14 protein-coding genes are annotated in these 14855 nt (G+C 69.3%); 9 read left to right on the plus strand and 5 right to left on the minus strand.

Translation table 11 applies throughout. The features are described 5' to 3' along the window. Positions 1–25 precede the first annotated feature (25 nt). A complete protein-coding gene (gene kstR, locus ACFTWF_RS19225) occupies positions 26–664 on the minus strand; it encodes a cholesterol catabolism transcriptional regulator KstR (protein ID WP_005566090.1) in 639 nt (212 codons plus the stop codon). A gap of 94 nt (positions 665–758) precedes the next feature. Here kstR and ACFTWF_RS19230 point away from each other — a divergent pair, with 94 nt between their 5' ends. From ACFTWF_RS19230 to ACFTWF_RS19255, 6 genes are all read left to right on the plus strand, one after another. Then, positions 759–2924 (plus strand): acyl-CoA dehydrogenase, encoded by a 2166-nt coding sequence (locus tag ACFTWF_RS19230; protein ID WP_378462770.1) that lies wholly within the window; start codon positions 759–761, stop codon positions 2922–2924. 83 nt (positions 2925–3007) lie between these two features. Then, a complete protein-coding gene (locus ACFTWF_RS19235; RefSeq protein WP_378462771.1) occupies positions 3008–4048 on the plus strand; it encodes an acyl-CoA dehydrogenase family protein in 1041 nt (346 codons plus the stop codon). Beyond that, positions 4033–5184 carry an acyl-CoA dehydrogenase family protein gene (locus ACFTWF_RS19240; protein WP_378462772.1) on the plus strand — a complete coding sequence of 384 codons (1152 nt, stop codon included), beginning with the start codon at positions 4033–4035 and terminating at the stop codon, positions 5182–5184. Before ACFTWF_RS19235 ends, ACFTWF_RS19240 begins: the two co-directional genes overlap by 16 nt. A gap of 14 nt (positions 5185–5198) precedes the next feature. Beyond that, positions 5199–6194 (plus strand): bifunctional MaoC family dehydratase N-terminal/OB-fold nucleic acid binding domain-containing protein, encoded by a 996-nt coding sequence (locus ACFTWF_RS19245; RefSeq protein WP_378462773.1) that lies wholly within the window; start codon positions 5199–5201, stop codon positions 6192–6194. Then, positions 6191–6613 (plus strand): MaoC family dehydratase, encoded by a 423-nt coding sequence (locus tag ACFTWF_RS19250; protein ID WP_378462774.1) that lies wholly within the window; start codon positions 6191–6193, stop codon positions 6611–6613. Before ACFTWF_RS19245 ends, ACFTWF_RS19250 begins: the two co-directional genes overlap by 4 nt. Next, positions 6610–7779 carry a lipid-transfer protein gene (locus tag ACFTWF_RS19255; protein ID WP_378462775.1) on the plus strand — a complete coding sequence of 390 codons (1170 nt, stop codon included), beginning with the start codon at positions 6610–6612 and terminating at the stop codon, positions 7777–7779. Before ACFTWF_RS19250 ends, ACFTWF_RS19255 begins: the two co-directional genes overlap by 4 nt. Here ACFTWF_RS19255 and ACFTWF_RS19260 read toward each other — a convergent pair. Then, positions 7751–8860, minus strand: a complete 1110-nt coding sequence (locus ACFTWF_RS19260) for a flavin-containing monooxygenase (protein ID WP_378462776.1) — start codon at positions 8858–8860, stop codon at positions 7751–7753. The genes ACFTWF_RS19255 and ACFTWF_RS19260 overlap by 29 nt on opposite strands. Before the next feature lie 110 nt (positions 8861–8970). After that, entirely contained in the window at positions 8971–10611 is a 1641-nt protein-coding gene (locus tag ACFTWF_RS19265) for a LuxR C-terminal-related transcriptional regulator (RefSeq protein WP_378462777.1), read from the minus strand. A gap of 149 nt (positions 10612–10760) precedes the next feature. On the opposite strand from ACFTWF_RS19265, the gene ACFTWF_RS19270 reads away from it, so the two are divergent. Together ACFTWF_RS19270 and ACFTWF_RS19275 are read left to right on the plus strand one after the other, a co-directional pair. After that, positions 10761–11717 carry an ATP-binding cassette domain-containing protein gene (locus tag ACFTWF_RS19270; RefSeq protein WP_378462778.1) on the plus strand — a complete coding sequence of 319 codons (957 nt, stop codon included), beginning with the start codon at positions 10761–10763 and terminating at the stop codon, positions 11715–11717. Next, complete coding sequence (locus tag ACFTWF_RS19275; protein ID WP_378462779.1) at positions 11714–12532, plus strand: ABC transporter permease; 819 nt, start codon at positions 11714–11716, stop codon at positions 12530–12532. The genes ACFTWF_RS19270 and ACFTWF_RS19275 overlap by 4 nt, the downstream gene beginning before the upstream one ends. Before the next feature lie 18 nt (positions 12533–12550). Here the strand turns inward: ACFTWF_RS19275 and ACFTWF_RS19280 are convergent, their stop codons facing one another. Continuing rightward, positions 12551–13132 (minus strand): NTP transferase domain-containing protein, encoded by a 582-nt coding sequence (locus ACFTWF_RS19280; RefSeq protein ID WP_378462780.1) that lies wholly within the window; start codon positions 13130–13132, stop codon positions 12551–12553. Between the two features lie 116 nt (positions 13133–13248). Between ACFTWF_RS19280 and ACFTWF_RS19285 the strand changes: the two genes are divergently transcribed. Continuing rightward, entirely contained in the window at positions 13249–14193 is a 945-nt protein-coding gene (locus tag ACFTWF_RS19285; protein ID WP_378462781.1) for an alpha/beta fold hydrolase, read from the plus strand. Between the two features lie 73 nt (positions 14194–14266). On the opposite strand, the gene ACFTWF_RS19290 is transcribed toward ACFTWF_RS19285, so the two are convergent. Continuing rightward, entirely contained in the window at positions 14267–14806 is a 540-nt protein-coding gene (locus tag ACFTWF_RS19290) for a hypothetical protein (protein WP_378462782.1), read from the minus strand. Between the last annotated feature and the right edge of the window lie 49 nt (positions 14807–14855).

Genomic DNA, 14855 nt, shown 5'->3' on the forward strand with positions numbered 1-14855 from the left:
GCGAGGGCTGTGCCCCGATCGCGTCCTACTCGGGTCTGCGGCTTCCGTCACCGAGCAGCAGTTCGACGGTGAGTTCGAGCCGATTCGCGACATCGGTCGCGGACGAGCGGCGTGTGAGCCAGGCCACCAGGTTCGACAGCCACACGTCGGAGATGACGCGGGCGACGGCCAGCTGGTCCTCGGTGGGCTCGGTGTCGGTCATCGCGCGGGCGAACAGGCGGTCCATCAGCTTGCCCACCTGATCGACCTCGGCGGCCGCGGAGGCGTCGGCGAACATGAACGCGCGCGTCATCGCCTCGGTCAGCAGCGGGTCGCGCTGCATGGCCCGGGTGATCTGGCTGAGGATCAGCTGCATCCGCTCGAGCGGGTTCCGGCCGGGCGGGTTCTTTCCGCGCGAGTCGATCCGCTCGAATTCGCGGGCGAGCGCCGACACCAGCAGGTGAACCTTCGACGGGAAGTAGCGGTACAGCGTGCCCACGGCGACGTCGGCGCGTTCGGCGACGGCCCGCATCTGCACGGCCTCGTATCCGCCCTTGGAGGCCAGGGCCAGGGTGGCGTCGAGGATCCGCTTGCGCCGTTCCTTCTGCGCGTTGGAACTGAGATCGTCCTCGCCCAGCGTCGCCGCAGCGACCGTCGTGGACCGTGATCGAGAGCTGGTCGTCATTACCTGTTTTCCTTCGCGCCTTGACTCATGGCCAGGTGTCATATTAGAACACGTTCTAGACGAATGTGTCATTCAGGAGAGGCGGATACCCGTTGTGACTATCGCCACCACCGACGAACAGAGGGCCGCAGCGGGTTCGATCCAGGCATGGGCGCGGTCGACGGACCCGCTGGTCACAGTACGGCAAGGACCAGCAGATTCGTGGCGGACGCCGTGGCGGTCCTTCTCCTCGATCGGAATTTTCTCCGTTGCCGTGCCCGAAGAGGTCGGCGGGTCGGGGGCGGGAATCGTCGACCTCGCCGCCATGCTCGAACAGGCCGCAACCGAACTCGCCCCGGGTCCTGTTCTCTCGACGGCTCTCGCCGCTCTCGTCGTCGGGCGCAGCTCGGGTGCCGCCGCGAAACGGTGGTCCGAGGAACTCGCCGACGGCGCGATGCCGTGCGCGGTGGCCCTCGGCAGCAACCCCCCGGTGAACGCGACGCTCGGAGCCGACGGAGGACTGACGGTCACCGGCGACGCGGGCTTCGCGATCGGCGGAGATGCCGGGGTGTCCGTGCTGCTGCCCGCCGACGCGGGCGACGGTGTCGTGTGGTGCCTGGTCGACGGCGAGGCCGACGGCCTGGACGTCACGGTTGCCGACACGATCGACAAGAGCCGTCCGCTCGCCCGGGTGCGCTGCGACGGCGTGGCGGTGGCGGCCGACCGGGTGATCGCGGGACTGCGGGACGGGCTGGTCCGCGATCTCGCCGCGACACTGGCCGCGGCGGAGGCGTCCGGGATCGCGAGCTGGTGCCTGCGAACGGCGGTGGAGTACGCCAAGATTCGCGAGCAGTTCGGCAAACCGATCGGCTCGTTCCAGGCGATCAAGCATCTGTGCGCGGAGATGCTGTGCCGCGTCGAACAGTCCGGTGCGGCGGCGTGGGACGCGGCTGTCGCGGCGGAGCGCGCCTGGGATGCGGACGGCGGCGAGCTGCCCGTCGCGGCCGCGGTCGCGGCGTCCGTCACGCTCGACGCCGCGGTCGAGACCGCGAAGGACTGCATCCAGGTGCTCGGCGGCATCGGCTTCACCTGGGAGCACGACGCCCACTTCTATCTGCGCCGGGCCACGTCGCTGCGGCAGCTGCTCGGCGGTTCCGCGCGCTGGCGGGCGCGGGTCACGGAACTGACGCGCGCGGGTGCCCGCCGGCATCTGACGATCGACCTGACCGGCCTCGACGACGAACGGGCGCGGATCCACGCCGAGATCGCGGAGCTGATGGCGCGGCCGGAATCCGAGCGACGCGCGGCCCTGGCGGACTCCGGCTACCTGGCCCCGCACTGGCCCGCACCGTACGGTCGCGGCGCGCGGGCCGCCGAGCAGATCCTGATCGAGGAGGAGCTGGCGGCCGTCGGGGTCGGCAGGCCCGACCTCGTGATCGGCTGGTGGGCGGTTCCGACCATCCTCGAGCACGGGAGCGCCGAGCAGACCGCGCGCTTCGCGACCCCGACGCTGCGCGGGGAGATCGTCTGGTGCCAGCTGTTCAGCGAGCCCGGCGCCGGTTCCGACCTCGCGGCGCTGCGCACGTCCGCGGAACGGGTGGACGGCGGGTGGAAGCTGAACGGCCAGAAGGTGTGGACGTCGCGGGCGCAGGAGGCGGACTGGGCGATCTGTCTGGCCCGCACCGACCGGGACGTGCCCAAGCACAAGGGCATCAGCTATTTCCTCGTCGACATGTCGAGCCCCGGCATCACCATCTCGCCGCTGCGCGAGATCACCGGCGACGCCCTGTTCAACGAGGTGTATCTCGAGGACGTGTTCGTGCCGGACGACCTGGTGGTCGGGAATCTCGGCGACGGCTGGACGCTGGCCCGCACCACGCTGGCAAACGAACGGGTGGCGATGGGCGGGGGCTCCTCGCTCGGTGCCGCGACGGAGGAACTGCTCGCGCTCGCGGGGGACGGCGACCCGGTGACCGACGACAGGCTCGGCCGGCTCATCGGCACCGCGCTCGTCGGTTCACAACTCGAACTGCGCACCACGCTCCGGCAGCTGGACGGCCAGGACCCCGGACCCGAATCGAGTGTCCGCAAGCTGGTCGGTGTCCGTCAGCGGCAGGCCGTCGCCGAATTCGCGATGGAACTCGGCGGCACGGACGGCTGGGTGGAGGGTCCGCTGGCGCGGGAGTTCCTCAACACGCGGTGCCTGTCGATCGCGGGCGGAACGACGCAGATCCTGCTGACCGTCGCGGCCGAGCGCATCCTCGGTCTCCCGCGCGGCTGAGCCGGACGGCGATCGGTCTTTCGCGCGTTCCGGGATGGTGATACAACTAGAACACGTTCTAAATCGAAGAGGGGATTGTCAGCGTGGACTTCACTCCGGACGAAACCCAGGAGGCCGTGGCGCAGGTCGCGGCCGGACTGCTGGCCCGCGACCTCGACGGCGACGCCCTCTGGGCCGCGTTCGCCGACGCCGATCTGCTCACCCTCGCCCTTCCGGAACGCCTCGGCGGTGAAGGGCTGTCGGTCACCGACGTCGGCGCGCTGCTCACCGAGGTCGGGCGCACGGCGGCGCAGGTCCCGGCCCTTGCGACACTCGGGTTCGGCGTGCTGCCCATCGTCGCGCTCGGCGACGACGCGACGCAGGACGCACTGCTCACCGGACTCGACGCCGGACGTACGTTCACCGCCGCCCTCGCGGAACCCGGCGCGCAGTTCCCGGCACGACCGTCCGTGACGGCGGTCGCGGACGGCGACGGCTACTCCGTCACCGGGCGCGTGCTCGCCGTTCCGTACGCCGAGCAGGCGCACCGGATCCTGGTGCCGACGGATGCCGGGGTGGTGCTCGTGGATCCGGGTGCGGACGGCGTCACGCTCACCTCGACTCCGTCGGCGTCGGGGAGTCCCGAATCCGCGATCACGTTCGACGGTGCGCGGGGTGCACTGCTCGCGGCCGGCGACGACGCGGTGCAGACGCTGTACCGCATCGCCCTCGCGTCGATCGGGGCCGTGGCTGACGGACTGCTTTCGGGTGCAACCGCTCTGGCGGCCGAACACCTCGCCACCCGCAATCAGTTCGGCAGGCCGCTCGCCACGTTCCAGGCCGTGTCCCAGCAGATCGCCGACGTCTACGTCACCTCCCGCACGCTGCATGTGTCCGCGCTCGCGGCGTCGTGGCGGGTGTCCGAGGGACTGGACGCGCAGGACGACCTCGACGTGATGGCGTACTGGATCGCCGCGGAGGTGCCCGCGGCCATGCAGGTGCTGCACCATCTGCACGGTGGGATCGGCGTCGACGTCACGTACCCGCTGCACCGCTACTACTCGACCGCCAAAGACCTGGCCCGCCTCGTGGGCGGCGCCTCGTACCGACTCGACCTCGTGGGGGCCCGGTGTTCATCGATCTGACCGACGAGCAGCGTGAACTGCAGGCGGAACTCCGGCGTTACTTCTCCGGGCTGCTCTCCCCGGCCGAGGCGGAGGTGATGCGCACGGAGCGCCACGGCGCCACCTACCGCGAGGTCATCCGTCGGATGGGCAAGGACGGCTGGCTCGGTGTGGGCTGGCCGGTGGAATTCGGCGGCCGCGGCTTCGGCGAGATCGAACAGCAGATCTTCGTGAACGAGGCTGTGCGAGCCGATGTTCCGCTGCCGTCGGTGACGCTGCAGACGGTCGGCCCGACACTGCAGGTGTACGGCACGGAGGAGCAGAAGCGGAAATTCCTGCCCGCGATCCTCGCCGGCGAGGTGCACTTCGCCATCGGCTACACCGAACCGGAGGCGGGCACCGACCTCGCGGCGCTGCGGACCACGGCCGTGCGGGTCGGCGACGAATACGTCGTCAACGGGCAGAAGATCTTCACCACCGGCGGCCACGACGCCGACTACCTGTGGCTCGCCGTCCGCACGGGCTCGGCGGATTCGCGGCACCGCGGCATCTCCATCCTCATCATGGACACCAAGGACCCCGGCTACAGCTGGACGCCGATCATCACGTGCGACGGCGCGCACCACGTCAACGCCACCTACTACACCGACGTCCGGGTGCCTGCGGACATGCTGGTCGGCGAGGAGAACCAGGGCTGGCGGCTGATCACCACCCAGCTCAACCACGAACGGGTCATGCTCGGGCCGGCCGGGCGGGTCGGGGGACTCTACGACCGCGTCCGCGACTGGGCGGCCGCACACGACCTGCTCGGCGAACCGGACGTGCGGCGGGTGCTCGGCGAGATCCACGCGACGTACCGCCTCAACGAACTCCTCAACTGGCAGGTGGCGTCGAGCGAGTCGGACGCCGTCGACGTCGCCGACGCGTCCGCGACGAAAGTGTTCGCCACCGAACGCATTCAGCGGATCGGCCGGCTCGTCGAGGAGATAGTCGGACGGTACGGCGACCCGTCCGAGCCGGCGACCGCGGACCTCGTGACGTGGCTCGACATGCAGGTCAAGCGCAACCTCGTCATCACCTTCGGCGGCGGGGTCAACGAGGTGATGCGCGAGCTGATCGCGACCGCAGGCCTGAAACTTCCCCGAGTCCCGCGATAGGAGCGCCGCGCGTGATGAGTTCCGAACAGATTCTCGCTGCCGCAGACGAGGTCCGGGCGGCGGGCCCGAGCGCACCTCGCGCCGGACGCGACCCGATCAACCAGCCGATGATCCACAACTGGGTGGAGGCGATCGGCGACAGGAATCCGATCTACGTCGATGACGCGGCCGCGCGGGCGGCCGGACACGACGGCGTCGTCGCCCCGCCCGCGATGGCGCAGGTGTGGACGATGCAGGGCCTGAACGCCGTTCGGCAACCCGACGACCCGCTGGGCCGCATGACGAACATCCTCGACGAGGCCGGGTACACATCCGTCGTCGCCACCAACTGCGATCAGGTCTACCACCGTTACCTGAAGATCGGTGAGGACGTCACCATCACCACCACCCTGGAGGACGTGGTGGGCCCGAAGAAGACGGGACTCGGGGAGGGCTTCTTCTTCACCACCCGCAGCGTGTGGCGGGACGCCGCCGGAGAACCGGTGGCCGAGATGCTGTTCCGGATCCTGAAGTTCATGCCGAAATCCACTGCGGCGCAGCCGTCCGGGAACGGGCAGGGTCCGTCGTACGACGATCTGGACCCGACGAAGATGATGCGGCCCAGCGCCTCCCAGGACACCCAGTTCTTCTGGGACGGCATCGCCGCGCACGAATTGCGGATCCAGCAGCGTGCGGACGGGTCGCTGCAGCACCCGCCGGTGCCTGCGCTGTGGAAGGACAAGACGGAGGCGACGGAGTACGTCGTCGCGTCGGGCCGCGGCACGGTGTTCAGTTACGTCGTCCACCACGCGCCGAAGGTCCCGGGACGCTCGCTGCCGTTCGTGGTGGCGCTCGTCGAACTGGAGGAAGGCGTCCGGATGCTCGGCGAGCTGCGCGGGGTCGAGCCCGCCGACGTCACGATCGGGATGCCGGTGGAAGCGACCTACCTCGACTTCCCCGGCGACGACGAGACGGGCGGCACGCCGTGGACCCTGTACGCGTGGCAGCGCGGAGCGAAGGAGCAGTCATGACGTCCACACTCGATGTCGCGGTGGGAACGACGCTTCCGGAGCTGTCCGTCACCGGCGACCCGACGTTCGTCGTCTCGGCTGCACTCGCGACGCGCGACTTCCAGGACGTCCACCACGACCGCGACCTGGCGCAGCGGCGCGGATCGAAGGACATCTTCGTCAACATCCTGACCGACACCGGGCTGGTGCAGCGGTTCGTCACCGACTGGGCCGGACCGACCGCGGTGATCAAGTCGATCGCGCTGCGGCTCGGGGTCCCGTGGTACGCCTACGACACCCTCACGCTGAGCGGCACGGTGGCGTCGGTGGACGACGGGGTCGTGACGCTCGACGTCGTCGGGAAGAACGATCTCGGCGACCACATCACGTCGACGGTGACCCTCGTCCTGGACGGACGCACGAACGGAGCGAGTGCATGAGCGGGCTGTCGGGCAAGGCTGTCATCGCCGGGATCGGCGCCACCGATTTCTCGAAGGACTCGGGACGCAGCGAATTGCGGCTGGCGGCGGAGGCGGTCACGGCGGCCCTGGACGACGCCGGGCTGGACCCCGCAGACGTCGACGGCCTCACCTCCTTCACGATGGACACCAACACCGAAGCCGCCGTTGCCCGTTCGGTCGGAATTCCGGACCTGAAGTTCTTCAGCCGCATCCACTACGGCGGCGGTGCGGCGTGTGCGACCGTGCAGCAGGCGGCGATGGCCGTGGCTACCGGTGTCGCCGACGTGGTGGTGGCGTACCGGGCGTTCAACGAGCGGTCGGGGACGCGGTTCGGGCAGGTGAACTCCGGCCTGGTGCAGCAGGTGAACTCGTCCGGCACCGACAACGCGTTCTCCTACCCGCACGGTCTGTCTACGCCGGCGGCGTTCGTCGCGATGGTCGCCCAGCGGTACATGCACGAATACGGCGCCACGAGTGAAGATTTCGGACGGGTCGCGGTCACCGATCGCAAGCATGCGGCCACCAACCCGAACGCCTTCTTCTACGGCAAGCCGATCACACTCGAAGACCACCAGAACTCCCGCTTCATCGCCGAGCCCCTGCACCTGCTCGACTGCTGCCAGGAATCCGACGGCGGCATCGCGATCGTCGTCACGTCACCGGAGCGGGCGAAGGACCTGAAGCAGACACCGGCGGTGATCGCGGCGGCGGCCCAGGGTAGTGGCAGCGACCAGTACATCATGACCAGTTACTACCGTCCGGACCCCGCGGGACTTCCCGAGATGGAGCTGGTCGGCAGGCAGCTGTGGGATCAGGCCGGACTCGGACCGCAGGACATGGATCTGGCCGTCCTCTACGACCACTTCACACCATACGTATTGATGCAGCTCGAAGAACTCGGCTTCTGCGGCCGCGGCGAGGCCAAGGATTTCATCGCCGACGGGGCCATCGACCTCGACGGCGCCCTGCCGCTCAACACTCACGGAGGCCAGCTCGGCGAGGCCTACATCCACGGGATGAACGGCATCGCCGAGGGGGTACGTCAGATCCGCGGCACGTCCGTGAACCAGGTGCCCGGGGTTCGGACCGTCCTCGTCACCGCAGGCACCGGCGTACCTACGTCGGGGTTGGTACTGACGGCCTGACAGCTGCCCGCGTCCGTCTGCGCGCAATATGTTTCGCGACGTAGCCGGCGTCGCGGCCCACCCCGCCGGTGAGCATCGACGCGAATGCCTGCAGGAATGGCAGCCCGACGAAATACAGTCCCGGATGGTCCGGCGAGACGCCGCGGGACTGCTCGGGCCAGCCGTCCGCACCGGTGACGGGGATCTGGATCCAGGACGTGTCCTTGCGGAACCCGGTGCACCAGACGACGTTGCGGACGTCGAGGGCCGTACCGTCGTTGAGGACGGGTTTGCCGTCGCGCACATCCGTGACCTTCGCGGGACGGTGGTCCACACCGGCCGCGGCCAGGTCGGCGCGTTTGACCCTGAGCAGGGGTCCGCCGCCCGAGCGGACGTGGGGGCGCATCTTCCGCCCGATCGGCGTGCGTTCCGTCAGTACGTGATTGGCCAGAAACCACATGATCGGGATCGCGACGTGGGCGATGCGCCCCTCGAGGTCGAACGGCACCTCCCCGCGGACCGGCCCGCAGATCGTGGTGCGATGCGAACGGGACACCTCCAGTGCGATATCCGCCCCGGAGTGGCTGCACCCGACGACCAGCACCGGCCCGTCCTGCAGTTGGGAGGGATTGCGGTAGTCGCTCGAATGCAGCTGCCGGATCCGGGGATCGAGGCGCTCGGCGACATCCGGGACCACCGGATTCTGCCAGGTCCCGGACGCGACGACGACGTTGTCGGCCTCGAACCGCTCCGTCCCGGCAGTGACGACATACCGGTCGCCGGCACGGGACAGGGCGTCGACGGTGACGCCGGTCCGGACGGGCAACGCGAACCGCTCCGCGTAGGCCTCGAAGTAATCGGCGACCTCGTCCTTGCCCGGCCAGGACCAGGCCCGGGCAGGAATGCCCCAGCCGGGCAGGCCGTCGTACCGGGCGGGACTGTAGAGCCGGAGCGAATCGAACCGCTCCCGCCAGACGTCGCCGACGCGGTCGTGGGCGTCGAGGATCACGAAGCGCTGTCCGTGTCTTGTGAGGTGGTACCCGGTGGCGAGGCCGGCCTGTCCGGCGCCGATCACGATTGTGTCGAAATGTTCTGTGGACATCGTCTGTCTTCTTCCCTGCGGTGATCGGTGGTCATGTTCGACGTTATGACCGGGGCCGATCCGGGCGCGTCGGGAAAAAGGCGCAGATACGTACGACCGTATGGGTGCTTTTATGCAGACGGTTCGACGAGGTGATGCTCGTAGGCGTATGCCGTGGCGGCGGACCGCGACGAGATGCCCAGCTTGACGAAGATGTTGCTCAGGTGCCGCGCGACCGTCTTCTCGCTGAGAAACAGTTCCGTCGCCACCGCGCGGTTGCTCTTGCCGGCCGCGACGAGACGGAGCACGCACACTTCGCGCGGTGTCAGCGGAGTGCTCGCCGTCGAGTCGGGCCGGAACTCCGCCTTCAGCCGCTCGAGGTCCGGGACCGCGCCCAGTTGCCGGTAGGCGGCGGACGCGAGGTCGTGCTCCATCTGCGCGGTGTCGTCGTCGCCGAGGTCGCGGCAGACCAGCGCGACCGACTCCCGGACCCGCGCGCACTCGTACGGCGCCCCGATGTCCTGCCAGCGTCGCCAGGCGTCGCGCAGAACGGTCAGCGCGTCGCTGCCCCGCCGTTCGGCGTGCAGCACCGATCCCGACGCCTGCGCGGACAGTGCGCACAGGTAGGGGATCGCGAACCGTGTGGCGATCGAGTCGAGTTCGTCGGCGGCGACGCGCGCGGCCGTGACGTCGCCGGCGGCGAGCAGGATGTCCACGCAGGCCGGCAGCAGCCGGGCGCGTTCCACCGCGCCGGTGGACTCGTCCACCGCACAGCGGATCGACGCCGCCGCGCTGCCCACCCGCCCCTGCGCCATCCGCAGCAGCGCGAGTCCGGGCTGCGGTCGCCTGCCCCAGCGGTTCGCCTCCAGGAACAATTTCTCGGCCTGGGCGATCTCGCCGCGCAGCCGGTGCAGGTCGGCCATCACGTAGGCGGCGGACCCGACGCCGGCATGCGAGGCGAGGCGCTCATGCGCCCGCCGCGCCGAGTCCATCGCCGTCGGCCAGTCGCCCTGCAATTGCAGGATTTCGGCGCGGTGGACGAGACACTGACCGCGGTACGGCACGAGGTCGGGTTGCGCGGAACACCACTCCTCCAGCGCCACAGTCCATTCCCGGGATCGGCGGAGATCGCACATGTTCTGGCACTGCTCGATCACGGCGCAGTACACGATCCCCGCGACGACCGGTGACACCTCGTCGGACGTCACCGCGACCATCGCCTCGTCGAACGCGGACACCGCCTCGGCGACGTCGCCCAGGAGCACGAGCGAATGGCCGGTGCCCAGCATCCCGAGCGTCGTCAGATCCGGGTCGGCGAACCGGATGCCCACCTCCGTCACCGCGCCGAAGATGTCCCGGGCGGCGGCGCCGTCGCCCTCGTCGATCCGTCGCAGCCCCTGCGGCACCATCAGGTAGCCGCGCTCCGCGCAGTCCGCACCCGCGGTGTCCAGCAGCCGCTGGGCCTTGCTCAGCCAACCGCCGCCGCGCGCGTGCTCGCCGCGCATGATCAGGACGAACGAGAGCCAGAACGCGCACCGCGCGGAGCGCACCGGTCGATCCGCGCGGACCCAGTCATGCACCGCGCGTTCCCACCATGCGGTGCTGGACTCGTCCTCACCGAGCAGGTAGGCGGCGGTGGCGAGCAATTCGAGGTCGTCACCGGACAGTGGGTTGCGGCGGTCGGCGCTCGACAGTCGCGCGTAGGTGTCGCGCCAGTCTCGTCGATCGAAGGCCGCACGGCCCGTCCGGAGTTCCGCCGCCGCGTCGGCCATCACTGTCTCCTGCCGAAGATGTGCGCGCTGACCTGCTCGGATTTCAGACTACCGCCGCACCGGGCCGCCCGGGAACGTCGAATATTCGCTGCACCCTGTCGGTGCCTCGAGTCACACTGGGTCGACACGCCAACGGATGGGAACTTCTGATGGTCGATGCGATAACGGCAGAGGGTCTGGTCAAGAAGTACGGCAAGGTCACCGCGCTGGACGGCGTCGACATCGCTGTCCCCTCGGGAACCGTCACGGCGCTTCTCGGGCCCAACGGCGCCGGCAAGACGACGGCGGTGCGGGTCTTCACCACGCTCCTCGTCCCGGATGCCGGCCGGGCGCAGGTCGCCGGTCTCGACGTCGTGCACGACGCGCGGGTCCTCCGATCCCGGATCGGCGCGTCGGGGCAGTACGCGGCCGTCGACGAGTACCTCACCGGTTTCGAGAACCTGGAAATGGTCGGGCGGCTCTACCACCTCGGGGCCAAACGGAGTAAGGCGCGGGCCCGCGAGTTGCTCGAACAATTCGATCTGGTCGAGGCGGGCGATCGTCCCGTCAAGGGCTACTCGGGCGGCATGCGCCGACGTCTCGACCTCGCCGGCGCGCTGGTGGCCGAGCCGGAAGTGCTGTTCCTGGACGAACCGACCACCGGGCTCGACCCCCGCGCCCGGCTGGCGCTGTGGGACGTCATCGACAACCTCGTCGCCAAGGGCACCACTCTGTTGCTGACCACGCAGTACATGGAGGAGGCCGAGCGACTCGCCGACCAGATCGCGGTGATCGACCACGGCTCGGTCATCGCCCGCGGAACCGCCGACGAACTGAAGGACCGGGTGGGCGGTGAGCGCATCGAGTTGAGCGTCCGGGAGGGCATCGACCTCTCCGTGGTGCGCGACGAACTGGCCCCGCTCGCCGCAGGCGACATCCTGGTGGAAGAAAACGTCCGCCGGGTGACGGTCCCGGTCACCGGGGGTGCAGACGCGCTCGTCGAGGCGCTGGGCCGACTCTCGAATCGAGGAGTGAAGGTCTTCGACGTCGGTCTGCGCAGACCGACCCTCGACGACGTCTTCCTGACCCTGACCGGACACGAAGCCGAAGAGGAGCACGTCTCATGAGCGCCCAGCAGACGGCATCCGTGCACACCGCGCTCGCGGACGGACTCACCATCGCCAAACGCAACATGATCAAGATCAAGCGCGTCCCCGACCTCATCGTGTTCACCACGTTGTCGCCGATCATGTTCGTGCTGCTGTTCGCGTACGTGTTCGGTAGCGCCATCCAGGTTCCCGGGATGTCCTACCGCGAATTCCTGATCGCCGGCATCTTCACACAGACGGTCATCTTCGGGGCCACATGGACGGGCCTCGGAATGGTCGAGGATCTGCAGAAGGGGATCATCGACCGGTTCCGGTCGCTGCCGATGGCCCCGTCCGCCGTGCTGCTCGGCCGCACGTCCACAGACGTCCTGATCAACATCGTCAGCCTCGTCGTGATGTCGCTGACCGGCCTGATCATCGGGTGGCGCATCCACTCGAGTGTCGGAGAAGCGGTCCTCGGCTACCTACTCCTGTTGCTGTTCGCCTACGCCCTGTCCTGGGTGATGGCGGTGGTCGGGCTGTGGATCCGGACACCGGAGGTGTTCAACAACGCCAGTTTCATCGTCATCTTCCCGCTGTCGTTCATCGCGAACACATTCGTCGAGACCACCAACCTGCCCGGACCGCTGAAGGTGATCGCGGAATGGAACCCGGTGTCCGCGGTGACGCAGGCCGTGCGGGAACTGTTCGGAAACACCAACCCGGCCATGACCGTTCCCGACGCGTGGCCGTTGCAGCACCCCGTCATCGCCTCCCTGGCGTGGTCGGCGGTGTTGCTAGTGATCTTCGTGCCGTTCGCGATCCGCCGGTACAAGAAGGCCGTCAGCCGCTAGGTCCCGCTCGTCCGGGAGTCAGCCGAGTTCGCGTGGCGAATCGACGTCGCGGCCCGAGCCCAGATCGGAGCAGTCGACCGTCTCGGCGCCGTGCGCGGCAAGGTATGCGCGGGCGCCGGAGTCTCCGGTGAGGCTGCGCCGCAACGGGAGCCAGTGGTCCCGGCCGATCAGCACCGGGTGGCCCGGATGTCCGGCGTAGTGGGCCTGGCGGAGGGCCGACCGGGCGGCGTCGGGCGGCACCGACGCCATCCGCCGGATGGCGTCGGCGCCGAGGTCGGGGAGATCGACGAGGGTGATGACGACGGCGTCGACGTCGTCGAACGTCGCCGCGACCTCCAGCCCGCTGCGGAGGGACGCGGAGAGCCCCGACTGCCAGTCGTCCGCGATTCCGACGGTCACGGGGACGCCACCGGGCAGCAGCGTCCGCGCCTCGTCGGCGCGGGCACCGAGCACCACCACGGTGGGTTCGCATCCCGCGTCCGCCAGCACGCGGACACCACGCGCCAGCCACGGCTGCCCGTCCGCACCGACGACGAGGGCCTTGGGCATGCCCATGCGGGACCCGGCCCCGGCGGCGAGCAGCACGCCTCCGATCGTCATCAGGGTCTCACCGGTCCGCGCTGCATGCGTCCAACCTACTTTCCCGGGCGGAGTTCGCGGGGCGTCGTAGACTGGCCGGTGGCCTCGACACGGCGACAGCCGGAACGGACGGACACATGGTGGATCCGAATAGAGTCGGCGAACCTGCCCCGCAGGAGTTCGCGGACCGCTGGGGCGGCGTGGGCCGCGTCGTCGACCTCGACGGCCCGGTGCACTGGGTCGAGTACGGCGAAGACACCGGGGCCACTCCGGTCGTCATGGTCCACGGACTCGGCGGCTCGCACCTCAACTGGGTTCGCATCGCGCCGGTCCTTGCGAAACGCACGCGGGTACTGACCGTCGATCTCCCCGGCTTCGGTCTCAGCCCGTCCGGACACCGCCGGACGGGGGTCGATGCCAACGCGGCAGTGCTGCACCGCTTCCTGCGCGAGGTCGTCGGCCGTCCCGTCATTCTTATAGGCAATTCGATGGGCGGAATGATCTCACTGTTCGAGGCGGCGGCGCACCCCGACACCGTCTCGGCGCTGATCCTGGTCGACCCCGCACTGCCTGTGGCGCAAAGGGTCCCGGACCCGCGGATCGCGGTGCAGTTCGCGATGTACTTCACACCCTTCGTGGGGGAGCGGTACCTGCAGTACGCCGGCCGGAAGATGACGGACCGGCAACTGGTCGAGCGCATGATCGACCTGTGTTTCGCCGATCCGAGCCGGGCGTCGGAGGATTCCCTCGCCGCGGCAGCGGCACTCACGGGCTACCGTCGCGGACTGCCGCCCGAGGACGCCGCGTTCCTTCAGGCCAGCCGATCGCTGATGCGGGTGCTGGCCCGCCCGCGGCGATATCTCGGCGTCATGCAGTCGATCGCGCAGCCGGTCCTGCTGCTCCACGGCGACCGCGACCGACTGGTTCCGGTCGCGGCGGCCCGCAAGGTGGCGACGGCAAACCCGCGGTGGGACAGCGTGATTCTCGCCGACGTGGGGCACACCCCGCAGCTCGAGGTCCCCGACGCTCTGCTCGACCACGTGCAGGCCTGGGTCGACCGGCACGGACTGATCGACGTCTAGAGCATGTCTGCTCATTGCGGACGAGGTTCCACGGACGTCCCCTGCGTCCGTCGGGGCAGGTAGCACACACGCTCTACGGGACAGGGAAGGTACCGAGCCCCGGGTTGACCAGTATCTGATACCCGTCGACCGGGGGGTGTGCGCCGACGTCGGCGACCGCGGCGATCGTGCCGCTGCCGGTGACGACCGTCGCGGGCGCGTATCGGCACCGATCCGACGGTCCGGTGGGCCGACTGTGGTCGGGCTCCACGTGTCGGAGGGGGGTGGTGCCGGCGACGCCGGTGGTCAGGTTCCGCCAGTTCACCCACACGGCGACGCAATAGGTCGAGTTGGTCGCCGAACGCTCCGCGGCAAAGGTCACCACGCCGGATGCACCCGTCGTTGCCGACGGCGTCACGGTCGACAGTGGCGGCGGGTACTCACAGGCCAACACGGTCATCAACAGGCATCCTGCGACGAACCGCACCGGGACCTGGAACGCCGTGGTCGTCGCTGCCGGGACCGGCGGCGGGTTCGCCATCGCGGTGGCGAACGAGCAGAGCGGGATCGCGAGGACCGTCACGGCGGCCGCGGTCCAGGCTACGAACGAACGACGAATTGCTTCACGACGCACGGCGTCAGCCTCTCGTGTTGGATCTGCCCCGATCCCGGTGCAGTGTCAG

The sequence above is a fragment of the Rhodococcus sp. NPDC056960 genome, from assembly GCF_042674125.1.
Taxonomy (GTDB): domain Bacteria; phylum Actinomycetota; class Actinomycetes; order Mycobacteriales; family Mycobacteriaceae; genus Rhodococcus_F.